The 24073-nt window shown below is 58.6% G+C and carries 28 protein-coding genes and 3 pseudogenes; 29 read left to right on the forward strand and 2 right to left on the reverse strand.

Going from position 1 to position 24073, the window contains the following annotated elements; translation table 11 throughout:
* The first annotated feature begins 1 nt into the window (after nt 1).
* Both LOY67_RS12420 and LOY67_RS12425 read left to right on the forward strand, forming a co-directional pair.
* Nucleotides 2–343, forward strand: coding sequence for a hypothetical protein (locus tag LOY67_RS12420; protein ID WP_265067448.1), 342 nt, complete (start codon nt 2–4; stop codon nt 341–343).
* A 309-nt stretch (nt 344–652) separates the two neighbouring features.
* Nucleotides 653–844: pseudogene (locus LOY67_RS12425) on the forward strand (IS4 family transposase); the annotation flags it as partial.
* Nucleotides 845–1049: 205 nt separating this feature from the next.
* Here the strand turns inward: LOY67_RS12425 and LOY67_RS12430 are convergent.
* Nucleotides 1050–1415 (reverse strand): DUF6124 family protein, encoded by a 366-nt coding sequence (locus LOY67_RS12430; RefSeq protein WP_265067449.1) that lies wholly within the window; start codon nt 1413–1415, stop codon nt 1050–1052.
* Between the two features lie 581 nt (nt 1416–1996).
* Between LOY67_RS12430 and LOY67_RS12435 the strand changes: the two genes are divergently transcribed.
* The 27 genes and pseudogenes from LOY67_RS12435 to LOY67_RS28475 form a co-directional block, all read left to right on the forward strand.
* Complete coding sequence (locus tag LOY67_RS12435) at nt 1997–2317, forward strand: flagellar biosynthetic protein FliQ (RefSeq protein WP_413776186.1); 321 nt, start codon at nt 1997–1999, stop codon at nt 2315–2317.
* Between the two features lie 19 nt (nt 2318–2336).
* Nucleotides 2337–3080 (forward strand): flagellar biosynthetic protein FliR, encoded by a 744-nt coding sequence (locus LOY67_RS12440; protein WP_265067450.1) that lies wholly within the window; start codon nt 2337–2339, stop codon nt 3078–3080.
* Entirely contained in the window at nt 3077–4150 is a 1074-nt protein-coding gene (locus tag LOY67_RS12445) for a flagellar biosynthesis protein FlhB (protein ID WP_265067451.1), read from the forward strand. Before LOY67_RS12440 ends, LOY67_RS12445 begins: the two co-directional genes overlap by 4 nt.
* On the forward strand, nt 4147–6234 hold the full coding sequence (locus LOY67_RS12450; protein ID WP_265067452.1) for a flagellar biosynthesis protein FlhA: 2088 nt from the start codon (nt 4147–4149) through the stop codon (nt 6232–6234). The genes LOY67_RS12445 and LOY67_RS12450 overlap by 4 nt, the downstream gene beginning before the upstream one ends.
* Nucleotides 6231–6947 (forward strand): flagellar hook-basal body protein, encoded by a 717-nt coding sequence (locus tag LOY67_RS12455; RefSeq protein WP_265067453.1) that lies wholly within the window; start codon nt 6231–6233, stop codon nt 6945–6947. Before LOY67_RS12450 ends, LOY67_RS12455 begins: the two co-directional genes overlap by 4 nt.
* 15 nt (nt 6948–6962) lie before the next feature.
* Nucleotides 6963–7736, forward strand: a complete 774-nt coding sequence (locus tag LOY67_RS12460) for a flagellar hook-basal body protein (RefSeq protein ID WP_265067454.1) — start codon at nt 6963–6965, stop codon at nt 7734–7736.
* Nucleotides 7737–7741: 5 nt separating this feature from the next.
* The gene (flgA, locus tag LOY67_RS12465; protein WP_265067455.1) at nt 7742–8428 is read left to right on the forward strand and encodes a flagellar basal body P-ring formation chaperone FlgA; all 687 of its coding nucleotides are present in this window, start codon (nt 7742–7744) and stop codon (nt 8426–8428) included.
* Nucleotides 8415–8993, forward strand: a complete 579-nt coding sequence (locus LOY67_RS12470) for a flagellar basal body L-ring protein FlgH (RefSeq protein WP_265067456.1) — start codon at nt 8415–8417, stop codon at nt 8991–8993. Before flgA ends, LOY67_RS12470 begins: the two co-directional genes overlap by 14 nt.
* A 14-nt stretch (nt 8994–9007) precedes the next feature.
* Nucleotides 9008–10099: a flagellar basal body P-ring protein FlgI gene (locus LOY67_RS12475; RefSeq protein WP_265067457.1), complete on the forward strand. Its 1092-nt coding sequence runs from the start codon at nt 9008–9010 to the stop codon at nt 10097–10099.
* A gap of 9 nt (nt 10100–10108) precedes the next feature.
* On the forward strand, nt 10109–10486 hold the full coding sequence (locus tag LOY67_RS12480) for a hypothetical protein (protein WP_265067458.1): 378 nt from the start codon (nt 10109–10111) through the stop codon (nt 10484–10486).
* A gap of 2 nt (nt 10487–10488) precedes the next feature.
* On the forward strand, nt 10489–10884 hold the full coding sequence (locus LOY67_RS12485; protein ID WP_265067459.1) for a flagellar basal body rod protein FlgC: 396 nt from the start codon (nt 10489–10491) through the stop codon (nt 10882–10884).
* Nucleotide 10885: 1 nt separating this feature from the next.
* Entirely contained in the window at nt 10886–11191 is a 306-nt protein-coding gene (gene fliE / locus LOY67_RS12490; RefSeq protein ID WP_265067460.1) for a flagellar hook-basal body complex protein FliE, read from the forward strand.
* Nucleotides 11192–11194: 3 nt separating this feature from the next.
* Nucleotides 11195–12568: a flagellar basal-body MS-ring/collar protein FliF gene (fliF, locus tag LOY67_RS12495; RefSeq protein WP_265067461.1), complete on the forward strand. Its 1374-nt coding sequence runs from the start codon at nt 11195–11197 to the stop codon at nt 12566–12568.
* Between the two features lie 4 nt (nt 12569–12572).
* Nucleotides 12573–13025: a hypothetical protein gene (locus tag LOY67_RS12500; protein WP_265067462.1), complete on the forward strand. Its 453-nt coding sequence runs from the start codon at nt 12573–12575 to the stop codon at nt 13023–13025.
* On the forward strand, nt 13012–13752 hold the full coding sequence (locus LOY67_RS12505) for a FliH/SctL family protein (RefSeq protein WP_265067463.1): 741 nt from the start codon (nt 13012–13014) through the stop codon (nt 13750–13752). The genes LOY67_RS12500 and LOY67_RS12505 overlap by 14 nt, the downstream gene beginning before the upstream one ends.
* A 7-nt stretch (nt 13753–13759) precedes the next feature.
* Entirely contained in the window at nt 13760–15082 is a 1323-nt protein-coding gene (locus LOY67_RS12510; protein WP_265067464.1) for a FliI/YscN family ATPase, read from the forward strand.
* Nucleotides 15072–15533 (forward strand): hypothetical protein, encoded by a 462-nt coding sequence (locus LOY67_RS12515; protein WP_265067465.1) that lies wholly within the window; start codon nt 15072–15074, stop codon nt 15531–15533. The genes LOY67_RS12510 and LOY67_RS12515 overlap by 11 nt, the downstream gene beginning before the upstream one ends.
* Nucleotides 15523–16296, forward strand: coding sequence for a hypothetical protein (locus LOY67_RS12520; protein ID WP_265067466.1), 774 nt, complete (start codon nt 15523–15525; stop codon nt 16294–16296). The genes LOY67_RS12515 and LOY67_RS12520 overlap by 11 nt, the downstream gene beginning before the upstream one ends.
* A complete protein-coding gene (locus LOY67_RS12525) occupies nt 16286–16708 on the forward strand; it encodes a flagellar hook assembly protein FlgD (protein ID WP_265067467.1) in 423 nt (140 codons plus the stop codon). Before LOY67_RS12520 ends, LOY67_RS12525 begins: the two co-directional genes overlap by 11 nt.
* Nucleotides 16708–17886, forward strand: a complete 1179-nt coding sequence (flgF, locus tag LOY67_RS12530; RefSeq protein WP_265067468.1) for a flagellar basal-body rod protein FlgF — start codon at nt 16708–16710, stop codon at nt 17884–17886. The genes LOY67_RS12525 and flgF overlap by 1 nt, the downstream gene beginning before the upstream one ends.
* 138 nt (nt 17887–18024) lie before the next feature.
* The gene (locus LOY67_RS12535) at nt 18025–18627 is read left to right on the forward strand and encodes a FliM/FliN family flagellar motor C-terminal domain-containing protein (RefSeq protein WP_265067469.1); all 603 of its coding nucleotides are present in this window, start codon (nt 18025–18027) and stop codon (nt 18625–18627) included.
* 15 nt (nt 18628–18642) lie between these two features.
* Entirely contained in the window at nt 18643–18948 is a 306-nt protein-coding gene (locus LOY67_RS12540) for a FliM/FliN family flagellar motor switch protein (RefSeq protein ID WP_055127657.1), read from the forward strand.
* Nucleotides 18945–19292 (forward strand): hypothetical protein, encoded by a 348-nt coding sequence (locus LOY67_RS12545; RefSeq protein WP_265067470.1) that lies wholly within the window; start codon nt 18945–18947, stop codon nt 19290–19292. The genes LOY67_RS12540 and LOY67_RS12545 overlap by 4 nt, the downstream gene beginning before the upstream one ends.
* On the forward strand, nt 19289–20011 hold the full coding sequence (gene fliP, locus LOY67_RS12550) for a flagellar type III secretion system pore protein FliP (RefSeq protein ID WP_265067471.1): 723 nt from the start codon (nt 19289–19291) through the stop codon (nt 20009–20011). Before LOY67_RS12545 ends, fliP begins: the two co-directional genes overlap by 4 nt.
* Before the next feature lie 20 nt (nt 20012–20031).
* A complete protein-coding gene (locus tag LOY67_RS12555) occupies nt 20032–20742 on the forward strand; it encodes a sigma-70 family RNA polymerase sigma factor (protein WP_265067472.1) in 711 nt (236 codons plus the stop codon).
* Nucleotides 20743–20998: 256 nt separating this feature from the next.
* Nucleotides 20999–21676, forward strand: a pseudogene (locus LOY67_RS28470) (PAS domain-containing protein); the annotation flags it as partial.
* Nucleotides 21677–21790: 114 nt separating this feature from the next.
* Nucleotides 21791–22264, forward strand: a pseudogene (locus tag LOY67_RS28475) (methyl-accepting chemotaxis protein); the annotation flags it as partial.
* Between the two features lie 34 nt (nt 22265–22298).
* Here LOY67_RS28475 and LOY67_RS12565 read toward each other — a convergent pair.
* Nucleotides 22299–23786, reverse strand: a complete 1488-nt coding sequence (locus LOY67_RS12565; RefSeq protein ID WP_265067474.1) for an aldehyde dehydrogenase family protein — start codon at nt 23784–23786, stop codon at nt 22299–22301.
* Between the last annotated feature and the right edge of the window lie 287 nt (nt 23787–24073).

Raw genomic sequence — 24073 nt, forward strand, 5'->3', positions numbered from 1 at the left:
AATGAAGGGGAAGTATCGAACGGCATTCATTGTTCCCGAAGGTGCAAGAAAAAAACTAAGTGACGATGGATGGGAGTTTGAATCGGCCAGTCGTTTGTCATTGGACTTTAAAGAGCGCCTGATAGATCATCTCGATTTGAGTTATCTTAATGAATATCTTGGAATCGAAGCTTATTGCGGCGCTGACTTGGAAGTTGGTTTTTTTTACGATGATGATCACCAGGTTGAGTTTGTTCATTTAAAAATGTATGGTGATGTGCAGCTTAATACCTTGGAGCTGTTAGGTGAGCTGGTGGTGGACGGTTCATTTGAATTGTTCGTTCCCGCTGAGCCTGAAAAGTGATAAGCGGGGACGTGATAAACGGGGACAGACCCTGAGGGATCCCCGAATTTTCTTACGCAAAATCAAGAAGTTGGAATATTGAAGAGACCTGCATGAATCGGTGGCTTGTGTTGCACCACACAAAACAAGATCCCGACCCATGCAGGCCATCCGATTCTTACACAGCGCGCTCGCCCAAGTGGATAAACGGGGACAGGCCCTGAGGAATCCCCACTTTTTCCTACATGAAATCAAGACGTTGGAATATTGAAGAAGCCTGCATGAGTCGGCAGCTTGGTTTGCACCACACAAAAGCAAGATCCCGAACTCATGCAAGCCATCCAATTTTTACACAATGCACTCGCCCAAGCACTGCCCACGCTCCATTCTCGCCGCCTGACCGCCCTGATGTGTTGTGTCAGCGCATTGCTGCAAGGCCGGCGCCTGACCTTGACCGGAATCGGTCGTGCCATGCAGGGTCAGGCGTACCCCAAACACTCGATAAAGCGATTTGTGAAGATTCCTCAGGGACAGACCACGATTATGAGCTGGCTGAACTCGACTTGCCCTTCAGTCGTGGTTGCGATTCACGTCATCAGGTTTGAGGGACTGATCGGCTTGGTTGACGGTGAGCGTGAAATTGGCGTGCTGCCATCGCCTAATGGGAAGCCATACGCAGCTTAAAATTGCGAGGGCGCGCAAGCACCCTCGCAACATTGCCTGGCGACTACCCTGGCAAATGGTGGTTATCCAGTACGCGATTCACCGCTAACTCACTCAGCATGATCACCTGCTGCAGCCCGATCATCTTGCTGCGCTGCGAGCCTTCCAATACACCGGCGATATCGCCGGCCATGTCACAGGCCGATGCCAGCGATTCGCAGGCTTGGACAAGCAGCGTTTCGTCATCCACCATGGGATCGATGAGGAAGATGTTGCCGTGCCTCCGGGGCGGTATCTGCGTTTTCGGCGCCCCGGGGTTGAGGTAAAAGTTGAGTGCGCGGTCTGCCGCCTCTTGTAGCTTCTTAGGATCGAGAGAGGCGTCATGGGGTACCGGACCGATGTTCGGGGGGGTGGGAGTTACTTTGAACATATTTGACAATTCCTGTAATGGGGCCGCAACCGTTCTCTACTAAAAGAAGGGTGGCGGCTGTACGCAGGTTAGTAGACCGGAGGAATTGGCAAAACCGGCGCGCCCAAGGGCGCCCTGCGCACAACCACCATCAAGTGCAGGTACAAAAATGACCTGACTGAATGGAGCTCATGCACCTACCAAACCTAAGGGCTACTAAACCCGACCACTGATGGGCAGTGGCAGGTGAACGATAGAGGCCGGGGGCAAAGCGCACAAGCCAGCGAATTCTGACGCACGCGTAAGGAAGGACGCAAGGTTTCGTAGCCTTTAGGGCGTAACGCCGAGTGTCTGTAAACGTGCAGTCCAGAACATGTTTATGAGTGTCAACATCGGAGAATTGGGGAGCAGACCACGATTACGAATTGATGCGTAGAACGGGACAAAAATACTCATTTCAAATAGAGCGAGGCTGAATTGGTCGAGAGCGGACTGCAAAGTCATAATAAATTCTGCTCCGATCTGTGAACCTGTTCCGCAACATTATGTTGCATGTCATGATTCCACATAGCTACCATGCCCCCCGTTAATGGCTATCTGCCATGGAAGCTGAGGCGCGCCCAGAACGCGCCCTCTATAAAGCTCAGCCGGGGTTAGGGATGACGCAGGACTTCATGCTTTACGCACTCAAGGAAGCGCTCCTGACCGCCGCAATGGTGGCGGCCCCCTTGCTGCTCGCCATCCTGATCATCGGCCTTCTGGTCAGCATTCTCCAGGTCGCCACCCAGATCCAGGAAATGACCCTGACGTTCATTCCCAAGCTGATCGTGACGGTCGTCGTGTTGCTGGTCTTTGGGAGCTGGATGCTGACGGTTCTCAAACAATTCGCACTCAGTGCATTAACTCAGGCCGCTAGTTTCTAGCTTCGTTTTGGTGTGGGTTGTGCTGACGTCCTTTTTTCTCAACGTGCTTCTCGTGTCGGTCAGGTTGATTCCGCTCGTGGTGGTTTCGCCGATTCTGTTTTTTGCGCGCATTCCATTGACCGTCAGGTTACTGCTGACTTTGGCGCTGTCCGCCGTAATAGCAAGCAGCATGACGCTTACCCATGAACCGATTTTTACGCTGCCCGCGCTGCTGGGGGAGTTGCTGCTCGGTGTGTTGATGGCGTTTGGTTTTCATGCCGCTCACGCCGGAGTCGATATGGCCGGCAAGCTGATCGACACCCAGATCGGTCTGAATGCGGCGGGTGTCTTTGATCCTGGGACCTCCAACATGACCGGCCTGATAGCCGATTTGCTGGCCTGGTCATTGAGTGCGGTGTTCATTGTGCTCAATCTGCATCACGATTTGCTGCGGGGTTTCGCTCAACTCCTGGTTGCGGTTCCGCCCGGTAGCGTATCGCTCTCCACACTGTCCTTATCCTTGGCGACGATCATGACCCAACAGTTTTTACTGGCGTTCATGATCGTCGTGCCGGTGCTTCTCGGGCTCTGGCTGATCGATATTGCCTTTGCGTTCATGTCCCGCTCCATGCCCCAGGCCAACGTCTATTTCCTCTCCTTGCCCATCAAGTTGGGCGTTGGCGTGTTTATCCTGATACTGACCCTACCGATGATCGTGCAGCGCTTGCCGCTTCTGATTGAAAACGCCTTGCGCTTTGCCCTTTCGCCGGCAGGTGTTCAATGAGCGATCAGCAGGATAAAAGCGAAGAAGCTACGCCTTACAAGCTCGAGGAAGCGCGCAAGAAAGGGCAGGTGCCGCGCAGTCCCGATCTGTTGTCCCTCATCATGCTGTTGACGTTCCTGATGGTGTTCTCGGCCATTGCCTATCCCCTGGCCAGCGTGATCGCCACGCATACCCATTGGTGGCTGAGTAATGCCGGGCAAATGGGCCGAGGGTTCAGTTTCCTGGGGGAGCAGGGCGGGTATAGCCTGAGACAGGTGGTGTACGGGTTATTGCCGCTGATTGGCGCGCTGATACTGATGGCAATCCTGACGAACCTGATCTTCAGCGGTCCGGTGTTTTCTTTGGTTTCCTTGAAGCCGGATTTCAAGCGACTCAATCCGATCCAGGGGCTCAAGAAGGTTTTTTCGCGACGTATGTTCGTTGAGCTGATCAAGGTGCTGGTCAAGGGCGCCCTGTTCGCGTTGGTCCTGTATTACCTGTTCCAAAGCGTGCTGCCGCAGTTGATGGGCATGGCGACGATTTCGCCGTTGGAGCTGCCCCAGGCCGCCAAGCAATTGCTGATGCAATTGGGCTTTACGGTACTGGCAGTCATGGCCGCCGCCGCGTTGTTTGATATCTGGTATTCGCGGCGCGAGTTCAGTCGCCAGATGCGGATGAGTCGTCGGGAAACCAAAGACGAGCATCGGCGCCGGGAGGGTGATCCGGAGGTCCGCTCCAAGCGCAAGGGCATACAGCAGGCTCTGCTGAAGAAGGCTGCGGCGTTGGGGCAGGTCAAGGACGCTGACGTCATCATCACCAACCCGACCCATTATGCGGTGGCCTTGCAGTACCGACCTGCAAGCATGCTCGCACCCAAGGTGCTGGCCATGGGACGAGGCCTTCACGCCCGGCGTATTTGCCACATCGCCAGAAAGCACCGGATACCGATTATGCGGCGTCCGCCGTTGGCTCGGGCGCTGCATGCGCTGGCCCTGGTCGACTCGGCCATTCCGGATTCCACTCAGACCGATGTAGCACGTATCTATCGTTGGGTGATCGCATTGCCGGGCAATAAGGTGCTCGCCTCATGAAGCCACTTTTTTCTCGCGTGCTATCCGAGGGCAGTGATCTGCTGCTGGCTGTGGCGGTCATCGGGATCCTGCTGGTGTTGTTCACGCCGATCCCGACCTGGCTCCTGGATTTGCTCCTGCTGACCAATTTTGCCGTGGCGCTGATGGTGCTGCTGGTGACCTTCGACATCGATAAGCCGCTGAGCTTTTCGACCTTTCCGTCGTTGTTGTTGATGACCACGTTGTTTCGTCTGGCCCTGAATATTTCGGCGACGCGGTTGATCCTGACCGATGGCGATGCGGGCCTGGTCATCGCAGCGGTGGGCACCCATGTTGTCGGCGGCAACTACGTGATCGGCTTTGTGGTCTTCCTGATTCTGGTGGTTGTGCAATACGTGGTGGTCACCAGCGGCGCCCAGCGTGTGGCCGAAGTGGCCGCCCGTTTCACCCTGGATTCGTTGCCGGGTAAACAGATGAGCATCGATGCCGACCTGAACATGGGCATCATCGACCAGGAAGAAGCCAAGCGCCGGCGCAGTCAGTTGGAGCGTGAATCGAACTTTTACGGGGCCATGGACGGTGCGTCCAAGTTCGTCAAAGGGGATGCGATTGCCGGTATCGTGATTATCGCGATCAACATCATCGGCGGCTTGTCGGTCGGGATTCTGCAGAAAGGTCAGAGCTGGGGCGATGCGTTGCATCATTACACGCTGCTGACGGTAGGCGACGGCATCGTGACGCAGATTCCTTCGCTGATCATCGCAGTGGCTGCCGGGATCATCATTACCCGGGCCGCGACCGATGCTCGCCTGGGGCCAGAGTTGGGGCGCCAGGTTTCGGCCTACCCCAAGACGCTGGTTGTGGTGGCGTTGGTCACTGTCTTTCTGGCGATGATGCCAGGCTTGCCTCTGATTCCGCTGTTGATACTGTTTGCCGGGTTCTCCATCGCGGCCTGGTTCTCCTATCGCAAGTTGCGAAACAAGGCCAAGGAGGGGGGCGATCCACGGAGCGACGACTCGTCTGCCGCGCAGGACAACGAAGCCGGCGATGTCTACGCGTTGATGAGCACCGATGCGTTTGAGCTGCGTCTCAGCACCGATCTTGCCGCCCACGTCCTCGCCGCGACCAGCACGCTGAGCTTGCGCATTGACAACCTGCGCAAGCAATTCGCCCGGGACTACGGTTTTGCACTACCGGAACTCAATGTGCACGCCGACAAGAAACTGGCAAACGGCACCTATCAGGTCTGTGTGCAAGGCGCGGTGGTGGCCGCGGGTGAATTGGAGTTCGATAAGTTGCTGGCGATCAATCCGGGCGGCGTGACGCTGACCCTGGAAGGACGGGCAACCAAGGAACCGACCTACGGCCTCAAGGCCCTCTGGATTGACGTTGCTCAACGCACGCAGGCGCGGACGGCCGGGTACACCCTGGTTGAGCCCGACACGGTATTGCTGACCCATTTATCCGAATTGGCGCGTCGTTATGCACCGGAGTTCCTGACCCGTGCCGAGACCGAGCGACTGATCGAGAAGAAACGCGCGAGCCTGGGCAGCCTGGTCGATGAGTTGGTGCCTCAGGTGCTCAGCTATTCGGACATCCAGCGGGTACTGCAATTGCTGCTACGCGAGCAGGTGTCCATCCGCAATCTTGAAACCATTCTTGAAGTCCTGGTGGATGCGGGGCGTAGCCAAAAAAATGCCGACGATCTCGTTGAGCGGGTGCGTGAACGCTTGGGCGCAGCGTTGTACGAGCGGTTGGTGGATAAGAATGGTGAGCTGAACGTGCTGACGATTGCGCCCCAGTTGGAAGGTTACATGCTGGCGGCTGCACGTCCTCGTGAAGGATTGCAATCGGCGTTGTTGCCGGCCCAGGAACTGGAGCGCTTTGTCACCACCGTTGCACGCGAGGCAGAGCGTCAGCTCAGTGGCAACAAACAACCGGTGCTGCTCTGCGCGGCGCCGTTACGACGGGTTTTGCGGTCTTTCATGTCTCGGGCGGTGCCCCACATGGCGGTGCTGTCGGTGAACGAAGTTGGGCAGCACGCCCGCGTCACCTCGGCCGGCATGATTGATCTGCCCGGTTTTCCCAGTCTGGAGTCCCCATGAGCGATTTGATCATGCAACTGGCTGGGGTCATCCAGCGTGATATCGACAATCTGAAAGCCGTGTCACAGAACGTCGCCAACGCCAATACCTATGGCTACAGGGCCGAGCGCACCTTCAATGTGATGCCCGCCAACTCGATGGCCGGCGGCACGGGTGTTTCGAGCGGGCTCGACGACATACAGGCGCAGACCTGGATCAGCGCCGACGGTGGTGCGCTGCAACACACCGGACGCGTCACGGACCTGGCGCTGTCCGGGGATGCCTGGTTTGCGCTGAAGACACCCGGCGGTGTGTTGTTAAGTCGTGACGGACGTTTTCAGGTCGACAACGCCGGTTATCTGGTGAGCAAGGCGGGTTATCCGGTATTGGCGGACGAAGGCCCGCTGCAGGTAGCGGGCGGGGTCTTGAAGGTCGACGCGAGTGGCCAGGTCAGTGTCGACGATCGGCCGGTAGGTCGCCTGAGCGTGGTACGGGTCGACAACCCGCAGCAACTGCTGGCCGTTGGGGATGGGCTGTATGCGAGCAGCAGCCGGATCACCCCTGCCCAGGGTTTCGTTGTGCATCAAGGGTTGCTGGAGCGCTCCAACGCGGCCATGGGCACCGACATGGTGAAAATGATGGAAGTGTCACGGCATGTCGAAACCATGCAGCGAGCGCTGTCGGCTTACGACGGCATGCTCAACAGCGGTATTAACCAAATCGGCAAGAACTGACCAGGGAGAGTGGTTGTGATTGATTCATTGAGTATCGCCAGCTCCGGTCTGACCGCGAACCAGGCTTGGATTGACAGCATTTCGAACAACGTCGCCAACATGCAGACCATTGGCTACAAGCGCAGCCAGGTGGATTTCCACGACATGGTCCGAGAAGTCGGAACGCGCGACGCAGGGGGTGGCATGACCGAAACCTTGCTGGCCGGCGCGGGTATCCAGGCGTCGCAGCCGAGCCAGGTCTTCAGCCCGGGCACTGTTCGCGAGAGTGGTAATGCGCTGGACCTGGCCATCCAGGGCGACGGGTTCTTCGAAGTGGCGTTGCCTACGGGTGAGTTGGCCTATACCCGCGCAGGACGTTTCCACCTTGACAGCGAGGGCCAACTGGCAATGCCCGATGGGCAGACGCTGACGGCCGATCTGCGAGTGCCGCCGGATGCGCGCAACCTGGTGATCAAACAGAACGGCGAAGTCCAGGCAACCATCACCGAAACCGGAGAAATCATCAGCGTCGGTCAGGTTCAACTGGCGAAGTTCGCCAGTGCCGAAGCGCTGACCAAACTCAGCGATGGCCTCTATCGCCCGACCCAGGCCAGCGGCGAGGCGATTTATGCCGAGCCGGGTCGCGACGGCCAGGGTGTTCTGTTGCAAGGCTTTGTCGAGATGTCGAACGTCAATCTGATCGATGAGATGAGTGGGTTGGTGCTGGCTCAACGGGCCTACCAGATGAATGCGCGGTTGTTACAGGCCAGCGACCAGATTCTGGAAACCATCAATAACCTGCGTCGTTGATCAGCATGAATATTCATTGGATGGCCGGGCTCGGGTTGTGGATCGCAAGCAGCGGCTGCTATGCCGATTGCGACGCAGCGGCGTCAAGGAATGCCTTGACTGCGGCCGTCCAGGCTATTCAGGCGCAGTTGGCCACGCCCGAGGTTGAACTTCAGCTCACGCCCATGGGTGAGCTGCCGGCCATGGGGCAACCGCAGATCCGGTTGTTGAGCCAGGGCATTCGCAGTCGGGTCCCGGTCGCATTCAGCGGCACCGTGTGCGGCCATGATCGGCCCAGTGTGGTGACGGTGTGGTTCAAGGTTCAGGCCTGGAAGCAGGCATGGGTCTATGGCCGTAATGGACGAGCCGATCAGGTGATGGCGGATGTGCAGCCGCGTCTGGAACGGGTGGACCTGGCCGCCGCGCAACTTTCGCCGGGTGATTTGCCCAGTGATGTTGCAGGGCAGTGGCTGAATCAATCGGTCAACGCCGGCATGCCGGTGCTCAAGCGTCACCTCAAGGCTGAGCCCCTGGTGTTTCGCGATGCGCCGGTGACCGTTGTGGTCTATGGCCCTGGCCTGATGCTGCGCACCGAAGGCAAGGCAATGCGTCCGGGTGTCTTGGGCGAGCGCGTACCGGTGATGTTGAACGGCGCCGAGTCGAGCCTGTTGGCGGTGGTCGCCGGAAAAGGAGAGGTTCATGTGGAAAGATGACGCCCGCAGCGCGTTGCTGGTCATGCTGTTGCTGCCGGGAGTGGCTGGCGCGCAAAGCCTGATCAATCCCGATGGTTACCGCTCCCTGACAGGCGACCGTCGTGGCTACCACCTTGGCGATACGCTGACAGTGCTGGTGGTGGAGTCCACTACGGCCCAGAGTGCGGCCGGCACCGGCGCTGACAGTAATACCGATATCTCCGCACGCACGGGGCTGGACAGCAATACCCATCAAGCGAGCCTGGGCTTGAGAGGGGATACCAGTGGGACCGGACAAACCAACCGCAGTGGGCAGATTCGCACGAACGTTTCCGTGCGCATCATTGAAATGTTGCCCGAGGGTTTGTTGCGCGTCAGTGGTGAGCAACGGGTGACGGTCAATGATGAAAAGCAGCAGGTCAGAATTACCGGTCTGGTCCGACCGGATGACATTGCCTACAACAACACGGTGCTTTCCTATCGTCTGGCAGACGCACAAATCGATATCGTCGGCGACGGTGTGGTGACCGATGCACAGAAGCAGAACATCGTTTTCCGGGTGCTCAAGTGGCTGCGAATCTTATGAAAATGGTTGCTCGAGTGCTTTCAGTCCTGTTTCTCGCGCTCTGGTTGCAGCCGACGCTGGCTGATGTCCGGATCAAGGAACTGACGCGTATCCAAGGCGTACGCGACTACTCCATCATCGGCTATGGCCTGGTGGTCGGTTTGGCCGGAACGGGCGATACCGACCGCAATCGGGCCACCCGCCAGTCGCTGGTCAATACCTTGAAGAACTTCAACGTGAACGTCGCTGAGGGGGATCTCAACACCCGTAATACCGCGGCGGTGATGGTCACCGGTAACTTGCGCTCGTTCAGCGAGTCGGGGGACAAGCTGGACGTCGAAGTGTCTTCCCTGGGCGATGCCCGCAGTCTGCTGGGGGGCACCTTGTTGATGACGCCGCTGTACGGCCCGGACGAAAGGCTTTATGCCTTGGCTCAAGGGCCGATGTCGGTGGGCGGGTACATCTTTGAGGCCAACTCCAATTCGGTGCAGAAGAACCACCCGACGGTTGGGCGTATCCCCCGAGGCGCCAGTGTCGAGCGCTCGGCCTTCTCAGAAAATGATGAGGTTTCGAGACGTCTGGTGCTGATTCTGAACGAGCCGGACTACACCACCGCACAGCGTATAGCCGATGCCTTGAGCCGGGAGCTGGGAGTGTCTGGCGTGCGCGTGGTGCACGCGGCCAAAGTCGAGGTACCCGTTACGCCCGGCATGAGTGTCCCTCGATTGATTTCACGGGTGCAGAACGTCTCGGTGGCTCCGGATTATGCCGCACGCGTGGTGGTCAACGAGCGCACCGGCACCGTGGTGGCGGGCGCCAATGTGCAGTTGGGCGAAGTCAGCATTTCCCAGGGCTCGCTGAGTGTGGTGATCAGCACCAAGTTCCAGGTTTCCCAGCCGTCCTGGGTGGCACGTACCGGACCAGGCGTCGGTACGGTGGTGGTGCCGGATACAGACCTGACCGTGAATGAAGAAGAACACGGTCCGGTGAAGCTGGCCGAAGGGGCGACAGTAGGCGACCTGGTCAAAGCCCTCAATCAGGTTCGATTGAGCACGCGTGAAGTGATCACCGTGTTGCAAGCCATCAAACAGGCGGGCGCCTTGCACGCCGAACTCATTGTTCAATAAGGAAGATTGATGTCTGCCGATATGAGTCTTGCAATAGAAACTGTTCGCTTCGCCATGAGCCTGGAACAACTGAGGGCGAAGGTCGCGGCGCATAACATCGCCATGGCCAATGTTCCCGGGAGCAAGGCCATGCGCCTCAACAGCTTCGAGCCGATGGCCGCCTTGCGTGGCCTGCACAACAATCCCGAGCTGTTCGGCCAGGCGTTGCGTTCGATACAGGACAGCGAGTTGACACCCTATTTGCAGAGCTATACGCCAGTCTCGCCATTGGCGTTGGACGGTGAGGTTGCGCAAATGTCTGCGGCGAGCGGCCGCTATCAAACCTTGGCCGACGGTGTCTCGCGTCAGTTCGCGCTTATGCAGTTGGCAATCAAGGGAGGTCGCTGAGCATGCCCCTGGACAACATCAGCGAGATCGTTCGCGGAAGCATGGCCTATGAACGTTCACGGGTAGAGGTTGCGAGCTACAACCTGGCGCTCGCCAACGTGGCGATGGCTCCAGGCGAACGTTCGCCCTTGCTCAGCGTATCGCCTCCAACCAGCTTTGCCGGTCAATTGGGTTTACAGCAGCCACGCGTTCATCCCCAGGCGCGTAGCGACGCTCGTTTGGTGCATGACCCTGCTCACCCCATGGCTGACCAAAACGGCATGGTGCATTACCCGAACATCGAAGCAGCCAGGGAAATGGCGACCCTGGTGTCGGCAACCCGTGCCTACGAAGCCAACATCCGCTCATACAACAGCTTGCGCGAAATGACGCTCAAAGCCTTTGAAATTGGAAAGTGATATGACCGCCGCCATCGCGCCTATTGCATTAACCACCGACCTTTCACCGAGCGCCGCCTTGGCGCAAGGGCCGATGGGACCGGAAAGCTCTGATTTCGTCGGTTTGCTGAAGTCGGGCGCGACCCAATTGGGTGAGCAGACCGGGCAAGCCAGCGAGCTGCTGTCTGCTTATGCGTTGGGCGAAAACATTGCGCCTCACGATCTGGTCATGGCCATGGAGCAGGCGAAGCTGTCGCTGCAACTGGCTGTGGAAGTACGCAACCGTCTGGTAGATGCCTACCAGGAACTCACACGGTTGCAGATCTGACCCATGGAGAATCAACCGGTGTCTTCGTTCCTCGCGGGTCGTACACGCATCTTTCTGATCGGCACCGTGCTGATTGCTGGCCTGCTCGCCGCGTCGGTCTGGTGGGTATTGCGCCCGCAATACGTGGCCTTGTACCGCAATGCCGACGAAGCGTCCCAGGCTCAGATCCTGGCGACATTGAGTCAGCGCCATGTGCCTTATCGGATCAATACGCAGCAGGGCGCGATCGAGGTTCTGGCCGATCACGCGGCCTCGGCGCGCATGTATCTGGCCGAGGCGGGTATTCCAACGCGAGGTGGCCCGGGGTTTGAATTGTTCGACAAGGCCGACTACGGCATGTCGGAGTTTAGTCAGAAGATCAATTACCAGCGAGCCATGGAGGGAGAGTTGGCGCGCACGATCATGAGCATCTCCGAAGTGGAGTATGCCCGTGTGCACCTGACGTTCAAGAAAACCAGCCTCTACCAGCAGGCGGAAGAACCGCCGAAGGCCTCGGTGATTGTGCGCCTGCGCGCCACGGGGACGTTGATGCCTCAGCGGGTCAGGGGTATCCAGCAACTGGTGGCGTCGGCGGTAGAGGGGATGACCCTTGAGCGGGTGTCAGTGCTCAATGAGGACGGGCAGGTACTCAGTGCTACCGATAGCACTGCGGCCGCTCCCGAACACTTGCAGTTGACTGCTCAGGTCGAGCAAGCGTTGAAGCTCAAGGCCGAAGAGCTGTTGGCGCGTCCGCTCGGTCAGCATGGCGTCGATGTTTCGGTTCGGGTGCTGATGAACTTCGACCGCGTCAAATCCATCAGCGAGCAACCGCTCACCAACAAAATACGTCGTGAAAAACGTACCGAGTCCACCGAAAACTCCAGCGGTGAGTCCACGAGCAAGCGCTTCCAGAACAATCGGGAAATCGATTATGAAGTGGGTAAGGCTCGTGCCGAAACCGAGCATGCGTCCGGCAAGATTGAGCGCATTACTGTCGGTGTAGTACTCAGCACCCCGGTCACGGACGCTCAACAGAAAGATATCCAGGCCTTGCTTGAAGCCGCATTGGGGCTGGACCTGAAGCGTGGCGATCGATTGGTGATGGTGTATATCCCTGACATGCCCGTGCCGCAGGCTTCTGCTGTGGCGCAGGCATCGACAGAGCCCGCACCCGTGAGCCATGTCGAAGTCCCGGCACCCGTCAACGATGATCCCGCGTTGCCATGGACTCGCTGGCTGGGCATCGGATTAATGGTGCTCTTGGCTGTCATTCTTTTGTTCTGGGTGACAGGACGGCGCAGGACAGTCTCTGTCCCCGCGACCGTGCCGCGACTGACGTCTGTCGAGCGTGAGCAACTGCTGGTCGATTTGCGCCGCTGGCTGTTGGAGGGGCGCTGACGTCATGGAATTTTCAGAGCTTCGTAAAGCAGCAATCCGCCTTGCCTGTTCTCATGCCGAAGACCGTGACTGGATTCTCACGCGGCTGGAACCCGACGAGCGTCGCCAGGTTGAGGCGCTGTTGGAGGAGATCAACCTGCTGGGATTGACCAGCGATCCCTCCGTTGTCTCCGCCATGATGAGCGAATTAACGGTGGCACCGGCGACGGTTCAGACGCCGCCCGACCACACACGGCTTAAATCCCTGCTCTCGAAAGCGACGCATCCCTTTTGGGGCGCGCTGGTACTTCAACTGGAAACACCAGCGGTACGCCGCGAAGTGCTAGGAGGGCTGGCCAACAGTGCCGATATCCGTCGATGGGACAGCAAGTTTGCCAAGCAGGTCCTGCCCCCGGCGCTGATGCGTAGTTTGAAAGCCCGGTTGGAAGCTCAGGAGGCGGGTGATGAGCGCTTATAAACCGCCCGCGTCCTCGACGGTGTTGCGTCAGCCTTCGCAAAAACCGGGTATTCGACGTCTGCCCGGATTTGATGGCGACGTCCGAGCGAACATGCCGTTGAAGGAAGGGCGTCAACCAGATGCCAAGGCGATTCTACGAGAGACTTTCGCGCTTGAGTTTGCAGAAATCGAGCGTGAGTGCCGCGATAAAGCGATAGCGGAAGGGCTGCTGGAAGGTGGCAAACAGGCTCGTGCGCAACTGACCAAAGCCCTGGTTGAGCAGGAGCAGCAATGGCTGAAGAAGGAAGCCTCCTTGCGTGCCGCACTTGAAACGCAACGCCTTCACCTTGCTCAACTGGTCGAAGCGTTGGGCTTGCAACAGCAGCAATTGATGTCGGCCATGGAGCCCCTGGTCGGGCGACTGGCGCTGGCCGTGGTGACGCGCCTGCTGGGTCAGCATGACGACACGCACATGCTAGTTGCTGACCTGGCGAGGCGAGCGATCGATGAGTACAAATTGACCGAGCCTTTGCGCATTCGCGTCGCCCGCACCGATTATGAAGCGTTGCTTCGACTGGCACCGGATGATGCGTTGTTGCCGTCGTTTGTAGTCGATTCCCAGGCTTGCGCAGGCAGTTGTCTGATCGAGTTCGAGGGCGGCCGGCTGGATGCGGGCGTGCACACTCAGTTGAGCAAAGCCGCGTCGGTGCTGACCGAACAAGGAGAGGGTCGTGTGGCAGGGGCTTGAGAGTCGATTGCTGACACAGCTGGCCCAGACGCGCCTTTGCCGGCGCATCGGCCGTTTGAGCTCGATTCAGGGCATGGTGCTTCACGCGACCGGCCTGGACGCCCGGCTGGGTGAGTTGGTGGACATCCAGCCCGCCCAAGGCGGCGAGATTGTCGTGGCCGAAGTCGTCGGTCTACGCAGCGAATACACCTTGTTGATGCCTTACGCTCCGGTGGATGGCCTGTGCCTGGCCAGCGAAGTCCATCCCCGTGGGGCACCTTACACCGTTCCAGTGGGGGAGGGTCTGTTGGGACGTGTCCTGGATGCGACCTGTGAACCACTGGATGACCTGCCTGCCCCTGAAGGGTTGAAGCGGATGCCTCGTTTCGTGGCGCCGATCAATCCGCTGCATCGTTCGCCGATCAATACCACCTTGGTCACGGGCGTTAAGGCCGTCGATGTTTTCACGCCCCTTGGACGTGGTCAGCGGATTGGCATCTTTGCCGGCAGCGGCGTGGGCAAAAGCACCTTGCTGGGAATGATGAGCAAGTATGCAGAAGCGGACGTGATCGTGATCGCCCTGATCGGTGAGCGCGGCCGTGAGGTAGGCGACTTCATTCGCGACAGCCTCGGGCCTGAAGGTCTTAAGAAAGCCGTGGTCATTGCTGCGGCCGCTGAGCAACCGGCCGTGCTACGGCGTCAGGCGGCCTACACCGCAACGACTATTGCCGAGTGGTTTCGGGCCCAGGGCAAGCATGTGCTGCTGATCATGGACTCGATTACCCGTTTCGCCCTGGCCCAACGTGAAATCGGACTCTCCACGGGCGAGCCGATGGGAAGCCGAGGCTACACGCCTTCGGTATTTGCCCTGTTGCCACCCTTGATGGAGCGAGCCGGTGCGTTGGAGGGGCAAGGTTCCATCACCGGGGTCTATACCGTGCTGGTCGAGGGCGACGATATGAATGAGCCGGTGGCTGACCATATGCGTGCCATTCTCGACGGGCATATCGTCCTGAGTCGCAGTGTTGCTGCGCGTGGGCACTGGCCGGCCATCGACGTGCTGCATAGCATCAGTCGGTTGGCAGGCGCTCTGCACACCCGAGAGCAGAAAAGTCAGGTCGAGCGTCTTCGGTCGGCCCTTGGCACCTATCAGAACAGCGTGGATCTGATTGAACTGGGTGCCTATGAAAAGGGCTCTCAGCCCCTGCTGGACACAATGATCGAGTTGAAACCGGAGTTTGACGGGTTGTTGCAGCAAACCCCCGAAGAGCATTTCCCGGCATCAAGTACCTGGAAAACCGTTCTCGAGTTGGTCCAGCGGCTGGGCAAGGGGGTGAGCAGTGCAAGATGAACGACGCAAGTCACGACAACTGGATGCAGCGTCTCGTCTACGTGTCATGCAACGGGAGAAGGCAGAGCTCGCTTATGACCGCAGCCGTCGAGCGGTAGCACAGGCCGAGCGCCTCCTGAGTGAAGAGCAGCTTCGCTATGACAGCGTTCAGGCGAATTTCGAGCTGTTGGGGCGTATCGGCGCAATGCTCGATCCTTCCCAGCATGAACAACGATTGCTGGCCCAGACAGCGGCCTTCCAGCGGCTTGAAGCGGCGCATAGACCCGTTGTGGAGGCGCGGCATTTGTCGCATAGCGCCATGACCCAACTGCTCAAGTGCAAGGTTAACGAGGACCTGATCGACAAGGCCAAAGGTCGGTTGCAGGTACTGTTCGATCAGGCTGCGCATGAGCATGAAACCATCGACATTTTTGATGCGCAGCAGAGCCAGGGAGCGGGATATGGCCGTTAAGGTTGGGGGATCGCTTTGGGCAGCGGCGGCTGATCAGCAACGCCAACCTGTTCGCGAAGCGCAAGCCAGGGACTTTGAACGCAAGATCGGACTCGGTGATCATCCCCCCACGTCGAGCGAAAGCACAGGTCGGCAGCTAAACGAGCAGAACCCCTCGAAGTACCGACTTCCCCATACGGAATTTTCCGAACTCGATCCAAGGCGGATCGTGCGGTCGGATTCGGGCGATGCCCCAAAGTCCAAGGCAGCAGGGACAGTGGAGCTATACGCGCTGGGTATACACGCAGGCCATCATCTTTCTTATCTGACTGATGGATTCCTGGCGGAGCAGGGCGCACGAGGCGTTATGCCGGCAGGGGCGGAGCAGAGTTCTCCAGCACTTTTGAGCTCTCTACTGATTACGTCGGCCAGTTCCTTTACGTCCAGTGAAGTCTTGATAAGGAATCCCTACGGCCAACCCGGCGAACCCGTTGGGCTCGAACCTCAAGAGGCTGGGAGTTCCGCAGGACGACAATTGTTGAGCTACCTGACATTGAAATGGCCGGACCGGCAGTTCCATTTCCTGCCTCGGGGCAAAGGCCTCGAGCTGGTTGTCCGGGACTATCAATTGTCGGCGCAAGAGCGCGATGAACTGATTGACGAGTTATCTCGCCGAGCCTCGTCGATGCCCGAGCGTCCACAGCAGATTTGGCTCAATGGCCAGGAAGTCTGGCGCGCATCATCACTTTCGAACGATTACACAGGTGGACATCATGGCTGTTGAAGCGATTGGTAGTGAGCTGAGCACCACCACCTCGGAGTTGGCCCAGAGCCGTCTGGGACAGGAAGATTTCATCAAGTTGTTCTTGACCGAGCTGACATTCCAGGACCCGCTGGAACCCATCAACAACCGCGAGTTCCTGGCGCAGATGGCGCAATTCGCCAACCTCGAACAGACCCGGATCACCAACGAAAACACCAACAACCTGGTGTCCATGAATGCCACATCGCAGTCCCTGGGACTGCTGGGGCGTCAAGTTGAAGTCAGTACTACCACCGGTGGTTCAGTGATTGGTTCGGTGTCGGCGATTGCATTTTCGTCTACCGGCCCGGTGCTGTCCGTCAAGCAAGCCGATGGTTCAGTCCTGACGGATGTGCGTTTGTCTCAAATCAAATTGGTCAGGCAGGGGGCGTGATGCTGCAAGCTTTCTTTAATGGAATGAGTGGCCTGTTTTCCTTCGCGAAGGGCCTGGATAACGTCTCCAACAACGTGTCCAACATGAACACGCCAGGCTATCGGGGCAGCGATACTTTCTATCGTGCCGTCAATGGACAGGACGGTCAGAGTTTCGGCTCGGGCATTGCGGGCACGGAGGTGCGGATCAAGCCGGGCGAGAATCGTCAGACCGGAACCAACACCAATGTGGCAATCAATGGCGCGGGTTACTTCGTTGTGCGCGATGAACATGGCGCCCTGTCGTATACCCGTGCCGGGCAATTTCAGATCGATAAGGACGGCTATCTGGTCGACACGATCAGCCAGCGTCGCGTCGCAGGCATCGACTCGGCCGGCAACCTGCGCGATATCAATATCCAGGGGCAGCGTACCCTGCCGCCGAAGGCAACCACTCGCATCGAAATGGTGGGGGCATTGGCCCGTAGCGGTGCTACGGATTCGACCCACCAGATCAGTTCGATCCAGGTGTTCGATGCCAGCGGTGGGACTCACACCTTGAGCGTCAAATTCGAGCCGCTGGCGACGCCCGTCAATAGCTGGACCGTCACGGTATCGGATTCGAGCGGTGCGCAGTTGCAGACCGGTACCATCACGTTTGGCGCGGACGGCAGCCCCGTTGCCGGCTTCAATACCTTGTCCGTTCCGCTGACCAGCAACGGCGTGCTTCAAAACATCGTGCTGGATTTCGGTACGCCAGGAAGCTTCAATCTGGCCTCGCAGGTCGCCAGTGCCCCGAGCCATACGCTGGGCGCACGGGTCGTCGACGGCAGCGCGATCGCCGGCCTGAATACCTTTTCATTCGATGAGACGGGCATTCTCAAGTTTACCTACGCCAACGGTGAAAAACGTGACGGTAGTCAGCTGGCGCTGGCGGACTTTGCGGATGAAAGTGCATTGATCGCAGGGGCCAACTCGCTTTATCACGCTCCCTCTTCCATGAAGGCTCAATTTGGTCGGGCTGGGGAAAAGCAGTTCGGTCGAATTCAGGGAGGGTACCTGGAGTTATCGAACGTCGATCTGGCCCAGGAGTTCGGCGACATTTTGATTATCCAGCGCGGATACCAAGCCAGCTCCAGGGTCATGACAGTTTCCAACGAGATGCTGGAGCAGTTGTACAACGGAACGAGAGGGGGCTGACCGATGAGGATGTTGGGTTTTGTCGGCACGACTCGCCTGCGCACTGCCTGTGATCGATTGCCTCCAGTCGTTCGGCATTGGTACGAGCAATGGTGCTTCAGTGATGGGCGCCATGCCTGTGAGGTGAGTTGTTCGGCGTTGAGCGATGCCCGTGAGGTGGCATCGAAGGAAGGATGGCTCTGTGCCAAATCAACCCCCGGAGCGATCAGCCTGGCGGGTGATTGGCGATCGATAGTATTCGGGCCTGTTTTTCATGACGTACCTGAAGATGAGAGCGCCAGATATCTGCTCCACGAAGCTCAACTGGCGTTGATCAACAACCTGCTCGAGGCCCTTGGGCAGAGCGGTGTTTCGCGCTTGGCAGCCGAACCATCCAGGCCATTTTCAGATGTGCTCAATGCTCAGGTTCTGCTGCAACTTCACGTGGGTCAGTTGACGCTGTCTTTGTTGCTGGACGCGGCATTGCTCAATGCTGAGCTTGAACAGTCAGTGCCTCGCAAGCCGCTGATCGAACGCAAGCAGGCATTGGGTAACGCCCGGGTAAAGCTATCTGTGCGTTTGCCCTTGGCGAGTCTCTCCATCGGTGAGATGAGAGACCTGCGTCCAGGGGATACCCTGCGGGCCAGCGCTTTGTTAGCTGATCCTGTCTCGTTACGAGTGGCCGACGGCCCCGTGGTGGTCAGCGGTTATTTGGCCAAACAGCACGACCAACTGGCCGTGCAGTTGATTTCCAATGAGTGAACCAGGAGTTTGAGTGTGACTGCGACGGTAGATGCAATTGAGCTGGAAGAGGCCAGGGTAGTGGCCAATGATGAGATGTCGCCGCTGATCAAGCGTGACATGAACCTGATCAAGCATGTGGTCGTGGAATTGGTGGTCCAGATCGGTAACGCGTCAATGACGGTGGATGAGCTGTTCGCGCTCAAGGCCGGAGATGTCGTGAAACTGATGGAGCAGGTCCACGAACCGGCGTCCCTGTGCCTGGATGGTAAACCGGTTGCCCGAGGCAATCTGGTGGCAGTCGACGACAATTTCGGCATTCAGTTGACGGAAATATTGTGACGTCGGAAACCGTAGCCCAACCCCTGGCATTGCCGTTGCGCCAGGACGATCCGCTGTCACTGATGCTGATGATCAAGGTGATGCTGATCATGGTGTTGTTACTGGCGATCGCCTACGTAGCGATGCGTTGGTATGCCCGTCGCCATGTCGGAGCCACCGGAGCCTCCCCCGGCGCGGCTGAGCTGCAGTGTGTACGCGCATTGCGGTTATCGACCAAGACCAAGGTTTATCTGCTCAAGACAGAAACGTCGCAGGTCCTGGTCACTGAGTCGTCCAACGGAGCCACAGTGACCGTTCTGTCTCAACACGCCTCATCTTCTGCACCCTTGAAGTCTCCGATATGACTCACCGCTTGTTGTTTATATGGCTGAGCTGCTTTGCCTCGTGTGCAACTGCGGCAGACGACTTCTCCGAATGGGGAAGTTTGCACATCAACCAGATCCAGTCCCCCGTCAGTATCGTTGTCTTGCTGACGGCGCTTTCTTTCCTGCCTTTCCTGGTCATTTCCCTGACGACATTCACGCGCAACATCGTGGTGTTGTCACTGACCCGGCAAGCACTGGGGTTGCAACAGACGCCGCCGAATATCGTGTTGATCGTGCTGTCGATGTTCCTGACGCTCTTTGCCATGGCTCCGACCCTGGAAAAAGCTTATGACGCTGGTATCAGGCCGTTCCTTGCAAACAAGGTGGGACTAGATGGCGCGGCGTTGCAAGGTTGGGTGCCGATCCGTGACTTCATGATCAGGCAGACCCATGAAGAGGATCTGCGTTTGGTCTATGAGTTGGCCAAGGATCCGCTGCCGCAGGAACCGGAAGGGCTGTCACCGGTAAAGCTGATACCGGCCTTCATGTTGAGTGAGCTGAAACTAGCCTTTCAGATCGGTTTCATGATCTTCCTGCCGTTCCTGATCATCGACCTGGTCGTTGCGTCAATCTTGATGTCGTTGGGGATGATCATGGTGCCGCCCATCACCATTTCCCTGCCTTTGAAAATCATGCTGTTCCTGTTGATCGACGGTTGGGGACTGATCGCTCAGACGTTGATGCGCAATCTTGGGTAAGGCCGAAGGTGGAGCCTTCCATGGCGACAGATGAAACCCCCAGGGACGGCAATGATGAGCAGGCCTTGTGGCGCACCTGGGTGGACAGTAAGACAGAGGCGGCCAGGAGTCGGCTGTTCTTCTTCTACGGCCAATGGCTTCGGATGATTGTCGGGCTTCTATATGCTCGTTATCCGCATCCGCTGGCGGAGTGGGGGGACTACGTGAATCTGGCTTCGATTGGCCTGTTGCAGGCAATCGACCGGTTCAACCCTGGACTGGGCACGCGTTTCCAGTCCTATGCCGAACCTTACGTAAAGGGCAACGTCCTCAAGGGGCTGTCTTGTTACGTCAGTGATCAACGTCGCTATTACCGGGAGCGGCTGGAAAGCATTTCCGGTTCACAGGAGGAGCGAGCGGAGTCCGATCTTGAACACGTGGCGAACGTCGCTATCGGCTTGGCCTTCGGCTTGTTTCTGGAGTCCGGTATCGTTGATCAGGAACCCAATGACAACAATCCGCTGAGTCTTTATGAAGTGGAGCGCGAAGGTGACACGTTGAACGAGTGCGTGAAGCTTCTTTCGGTGAACGAGCGACAGGTCATCGAGGGGCACTACCACCAGCATTTAAGCTTTACTGAGGTCAGTGAGCTGATGGGTATCTCAAAGTCGCGGGTTTCGCAGTTGCATGCTCAGGCATTGAGAAATATTCGGGCGAGCCATGAGAGGTTGATGGCGGGGGAGCGTTGGTAGCACGATGAACTCGGATACACCAAAAATTGATGTGATACAGGGCAAGCCTGTCTGCGTTTTCTTGACGTCAATGAATAATTCTGCTCTGCGGTATCAAGCCCCCGACTAATGAGTCGATAGCCCTATGAGGTCCGACTGATTGTGCAGTTTCGTCGAGGGGTACGTCATGTTTAATACAACGCTAAAAAATGAACTGATGGCCAGGACAGCCGAATTGGCCACCTATAAGGGATTGGTCGGCGCCTTGGAACGGTCGATGGCCGTTGTCGAGTTCAGCCCCGAGGGCAAGCTGCTTCGGGCGAATGAGCATTTTCTCAGCACGATGGGTTACCGCGCAGATCAGTTGGCCGGGCTGTCCCATCGTGATTTCTGTACCCCCGCACTCTCAGGCAGCGCCGAGTACCGTGAGTTCTGGAACCAGTTGCGTGCCGGTCGATTTGTTTCCGGCACCTTTCAGCGCGTCAGCGGACAAGGCCAGCATATCTGGCTCGAAGCCAGCTATAGCCCGGTGATGGACGAAAATGGCCGCGTGGTGAAGGTGGTCAAGTACGCACTGGACGTCACTGCCAAAGTCGCGAGCGAGGCCGAAACCCGAGGCCGGCTGGTGGCGCTCGACCGGGCCATGGCGGTGATCGAGTTCGACCTGGGCGGCAATATCCTGACCGCAAACGATAATTTCCTGAACGTCATGAATTACTCGCTGGCGGAGCTCAAGGGCAAGCATCACCGGATGTTTTGTGAGCCGGAACTGGTCAGTCGTTCCGAGTACAGCGATTTCTGGCGTCGTCTCAACGCCGGTGAGTTTTTCAGCGGCCAGTTCAAACGTGTCGGCAAGCACGGCAAGGTGGTCTGGCTGGAGGCGAGCTACAACCCGGTCTACGACGCTGAAGGCAAGTTGAGCAAGATCGTCAAGTTCGCTACCGACATCACCGAACGGGTGGAGAAGTTCGAGGAAGATTCACGGGGGGCGTCTCGCGCCTACCACATCTCCGCCGAGACCGAGAGAGTCGCCGAGCAGGGCGCCCAGGTGATCCACCAGACGGCCAAGGAAATGCGCCAGATCGCCGACAACATCGGCGCCTCCGCGCGTCTGGTCGGGCAACTGGGGGCGCGCTCGGAAGAAATCACGGCAATCGTCAATACCATTCGCGGCATTGCCGAGCAGACCAACCTGCTGGCCCTGAACGCCGCCATCGAGGCGGCGCGGGCCGGTGATCAGGGCAGGGGATTCGCGGTGGTGGCCGACGAAGTCCGGCAACTGGCCGGGCGTACCAGCCGTTCGACCTCGGAGATCGCGGAGATGATCGGCATGATCCTGTCCGAAACCCGTGAAGCGGTCGCCAGCATGAACGTCACCCATGAGGGTGCGTTGCGCGGGGTGACCCTGGCGGACCAGGCCGGATCGGTGATCGTGCAGATCAGGACCGGCACCACGGATGCACTCGAGGCGGTGAGCATGTTTGCCTCCAAGCTCGATGAGTCCGAGGTCATTCCCAAGACGGCTGTCGGTTGGGTGGGTTGAGGCGGGCTGATTCTTCTCCAGTCAGCCGCGGTGCTCAGTAGCGAATCATCACCGACTTCAGTTCAGTGTAGTCATCGATAAATGCGCTACCGAACTCCCGGCCGATCCCCGAGGCCTTGCTGCCGCCGAAAGGCACGGCCGGGTCGAGCAGGGTGTGCATGTTCACCCAGACGGTGCCGGCTTCGATGGCCGGTATCATGCGCAGGGCCTTGCCCAGGTCCTGGGTCCAGAGGCTGGCGCTCAGGCCGTAGGGGCTGTCGTTCATCAGCTCCAGCAGTTCCTCTTCGCTGTCGTAGGGGAAGAACGTCGCGATGGGGCCGAAGGTTTCTTCATGGAGCAGCGTGTCGTCACGACGGTTGGCGAGGATGATGGTCGGTTCGACGTAGCAGCCCGGCCCCTCGATCAGTTTGCCGCCGTGAATGATGGTGTTGTTCTGCGCCCGGGCCTTGGCGAAGAACTCGCCGAGTTTCTGTTGGTGCGGGCGGTTGGTGACCGGGCCGAATTCGGTGCGTTCGTCCAGGGGCGAGCCGATGTTCAGCTGGCTCAGGCGCTGGGACAGTTTGTCCATGATCGGCTCGATCTGTGAGCGGTGAACGAAGAACCGTTCTGCCGCGGCGCAGATTTGCCCCGAGTGCAGGAAACCCGCCTCGATAATCCCGTTGACCGCCACCTCCGGATCCACGTCCCGCAGGAACCCCGCCGCATTCTTGCCACCCAGCTCCAGGGTGGCACGCGTCAGCCCGGCGCCCATGGCCGTCTGGCCCACCGCGATGCCGGTCGGCACGGAGCCGGTGAACGAAACCTTGTCGGTGCCGGAGTGTTCGATCAAGCCTTTACCCACCAGGCCCCCACCGGTAACCACATTCAGGGCACCCGCCGGCAGACCGGCCTGCATGGCCAGCTCGGCGATGCGCAGGATGGTCAGCGGGGTGAATTCACTGGGTTTGATGATGATGCTGCAGCCGGTCACCAGCGCCGAGGCGAGTTTCCAGATGGCGATCATGGTGGAGAAGTTCCACGGCACGATTCCCACCACCACGCCGACCGGTTCGCGCAGGGTGAACGCGGTATAGCGTTCGCCGGCGAAGGAGGGCAGCGACGGGGTGAGGGTCTGGCCGCTGATCTTGGTGGCCCAGCCGGCGTAGTAGCGCAGGAAGTGCGCGGCCTGGTCGACTTCGAACGCCCGGGAGATGTGGATGATCTTGCCCGACTGACAGGTTTCAATCTGCGCCAGTTCTTCGCGGTTCTGCTCCAGCAGGTCGGCCAGTTTCAGCAGCACATGGCCGCGGACCGCGGGTGCCGTCTGGGACCATTGCTTGAACCCGCGCCGGGACGATTCCACCGCCGCGTCGATATCGGCGGCAACGGCGTCGCTGACCTGGGCGATGACCTGGCCGGTGGCGGGGTTGATGACGTCCAGGCTCTGATTGCCTTGGCTTTCGACGTAGCGGCCATCGATGAACAGCGCGTGACGCCGGCCGAGAAAGGCTTCGACCTGAGGCAGCAGGGCAATATCGCTCATGAGTGTTTCCTGATCGCGAACAAGGGAAAGCCCGAGGTTAATCGCTGGACGGCGGCCCGGCTTGACTGTGCCTGCCGCGTCGCATGTCTGTGCCTGCCAGGGGGCGGATCTGGCAGCCAGGAGCAAAACCCATTGCAGCCAGGAACAAGCCAGCGCGGCCTGTTTGCGGTCAGATCGGTGTTTCGACTTGATGGGCAAAGGGGCGGGCGATGTTTCTCCAGACCAACAAACAGAAGCTGGCGTTGAGCGCCCAGGTGCAGCGGGCACTGGCTGGCGAAACCGGTGAC

The organism is Pseudomonas sp. B21-056 (assembly GCF_026016325.1).
Taxonomy (GTDB): Bacteria; Pseudomonadota; Gammaproteobacteria; order Pseudomonadales; family Pseudomonadaceae; genus Aquipseudomonas.

Excerpts from the sequence above, each read along its gene's own strand:
- LOY67_RS12420 (WP_265067448.1), top strand. The coding sequence starts at position 2 with ATGAAGGGGAAGTATCGAACGGCATTCATTGTTCCCGAAGGTGCAAGA.
- LOY67_RS12430 (WP_265067449.1), bottom strand. The coding sequence starts at position 1,415 with ATGTTCAAAGTAACTCCCACCCCCCCGAACATCGGTCCGGTACCCCAT.
- LOY67_RS12435 (WP_413776186.1), top strand. The coding sequence starts at position 1,997 with ATGGAAGCTGAGGCGCGCCCAGAACGCGCCCTCTATAAAGCTCAGCCG.
- LOY67_RS12445 (WP_265067451.1), top strand. The coding sequence starts at position 3,077 with ATGAGCGATCAGCAGGATAAAAGCGAAGAAGCTACGCCTTACAAGCTC.
- LOY67_RS12450 (WP_265067452.1), top strand. The coding sequence starts at position 4,147 with ATGAAGCCACTTTTTTCTCGCGTGCTATCCGAGGGCAGTGATCTGCTG.
- LOY67_RS12455 (WP_265067453.1), top strand. The coding sequence starts at position 6,231 with ATGAGCGATTTGATCATGCAACTGGCTGGGGTCATCCAGCGTGATATC.
- flgA (WP_265067455.1), top strand. The coding sequence starts at position 7,742 with ATGAATATTCATTGGATGGCCGGGCTCGGGTTGTGGATCGCAAGCAGC.
- LOY67_RS12470 (WP_265067456.1), top strand. The coding sequence starts at position 8,415 with ATGTGGAAAGATGACGCCCGCAGCGCGTTGCTGGTCATGCTGTTGCTG.
- LOY67_RS12480 (WP_265067458.1), top strand. The coding sequence starts at position 10,109 with ATGTCTGCCGATATGAGTCTTGCAATAGAAACTGTTCGCTTCGCCATG.
- LOY67_RS12485 (WP_265067459.1), top strand. The coding sequence starts at position 10,489 with ATGCCCCTGGACAACATCAGCGAGATCGTTCGCGGAAGCATGGCCTAT.
- fliE (WP_265067460.1), top strand. The coding sequence starts at position 10,886 with ATGACCGCCGCCATCGCGCCTATTGCATTAACCACCGACCTTTCACCG.
- fliF (WP_265067461.1), top strand. The coding sequence starts at position 11,195 with ATGGAGAATCAACCGGTGTCTTCGTTCCTCGCGGGTCGTACACGCATC.
- LOY67_RS12500 (WP_265067462.1), top strand. The coding sequence starts at position 12,573 with ATGGAATTTTCAGAGCTTCGTAAAGCAGCAATCCGCCTTGCCTGTTCT.
- LOY67_RS12505 (WP_265067463.1), top strand. The coding sequence starts at position 13,012 with ATGAGCGCTTATAAACCGCCCGCGTCCTCGACGGTGTTGCGTCAGCCT.
- LOY67_RS12520 (WP_265067466.1), top strand. The coding sequence starts at position 15,523 with ATGGCCGTTAAGGTTGGGGGATCGCTTTGGGCAGCGGCGGCTGATCAG.
- LOY67_RS12525 (WP_265067467.1), top strand. The coding sequence starts at position 16,286 with ATGGCTGTTGAAGCGATTGGTAGTGAGCTGAGCACCACCACCTCGGAG.
- flgF (WP_265067468.1), top strand. The coding sequence starts at position 16,708 with ATGCTGCAAGCTTTCTTTAATGGAATGAGTGGCCTGTTTTCCTTCGCG.
- fliP (WP_265067471.1), top strand. The coding sequence starts at position 19,289 with ATGACTCACCGCTTGTTGTTTATATGGCTGAGCTGCTTTGCCTCGTGT.
- LOY67_RS12555 (WP_265067472.1), top strand. The coding sequence starts at position 20,032 with ATGGCGACAGATGAAACCCCCAGGGACGGCAATGATGAGCAGGCCTTG.
- LOY67_RS12565 (WP_265067474.1), bottom strand. The coding sequence starts at position 23,786 with ATGAGCGATATTGCCCTGCTGCCTCAGGTCGAAGCCTTTCTCGGCCGG.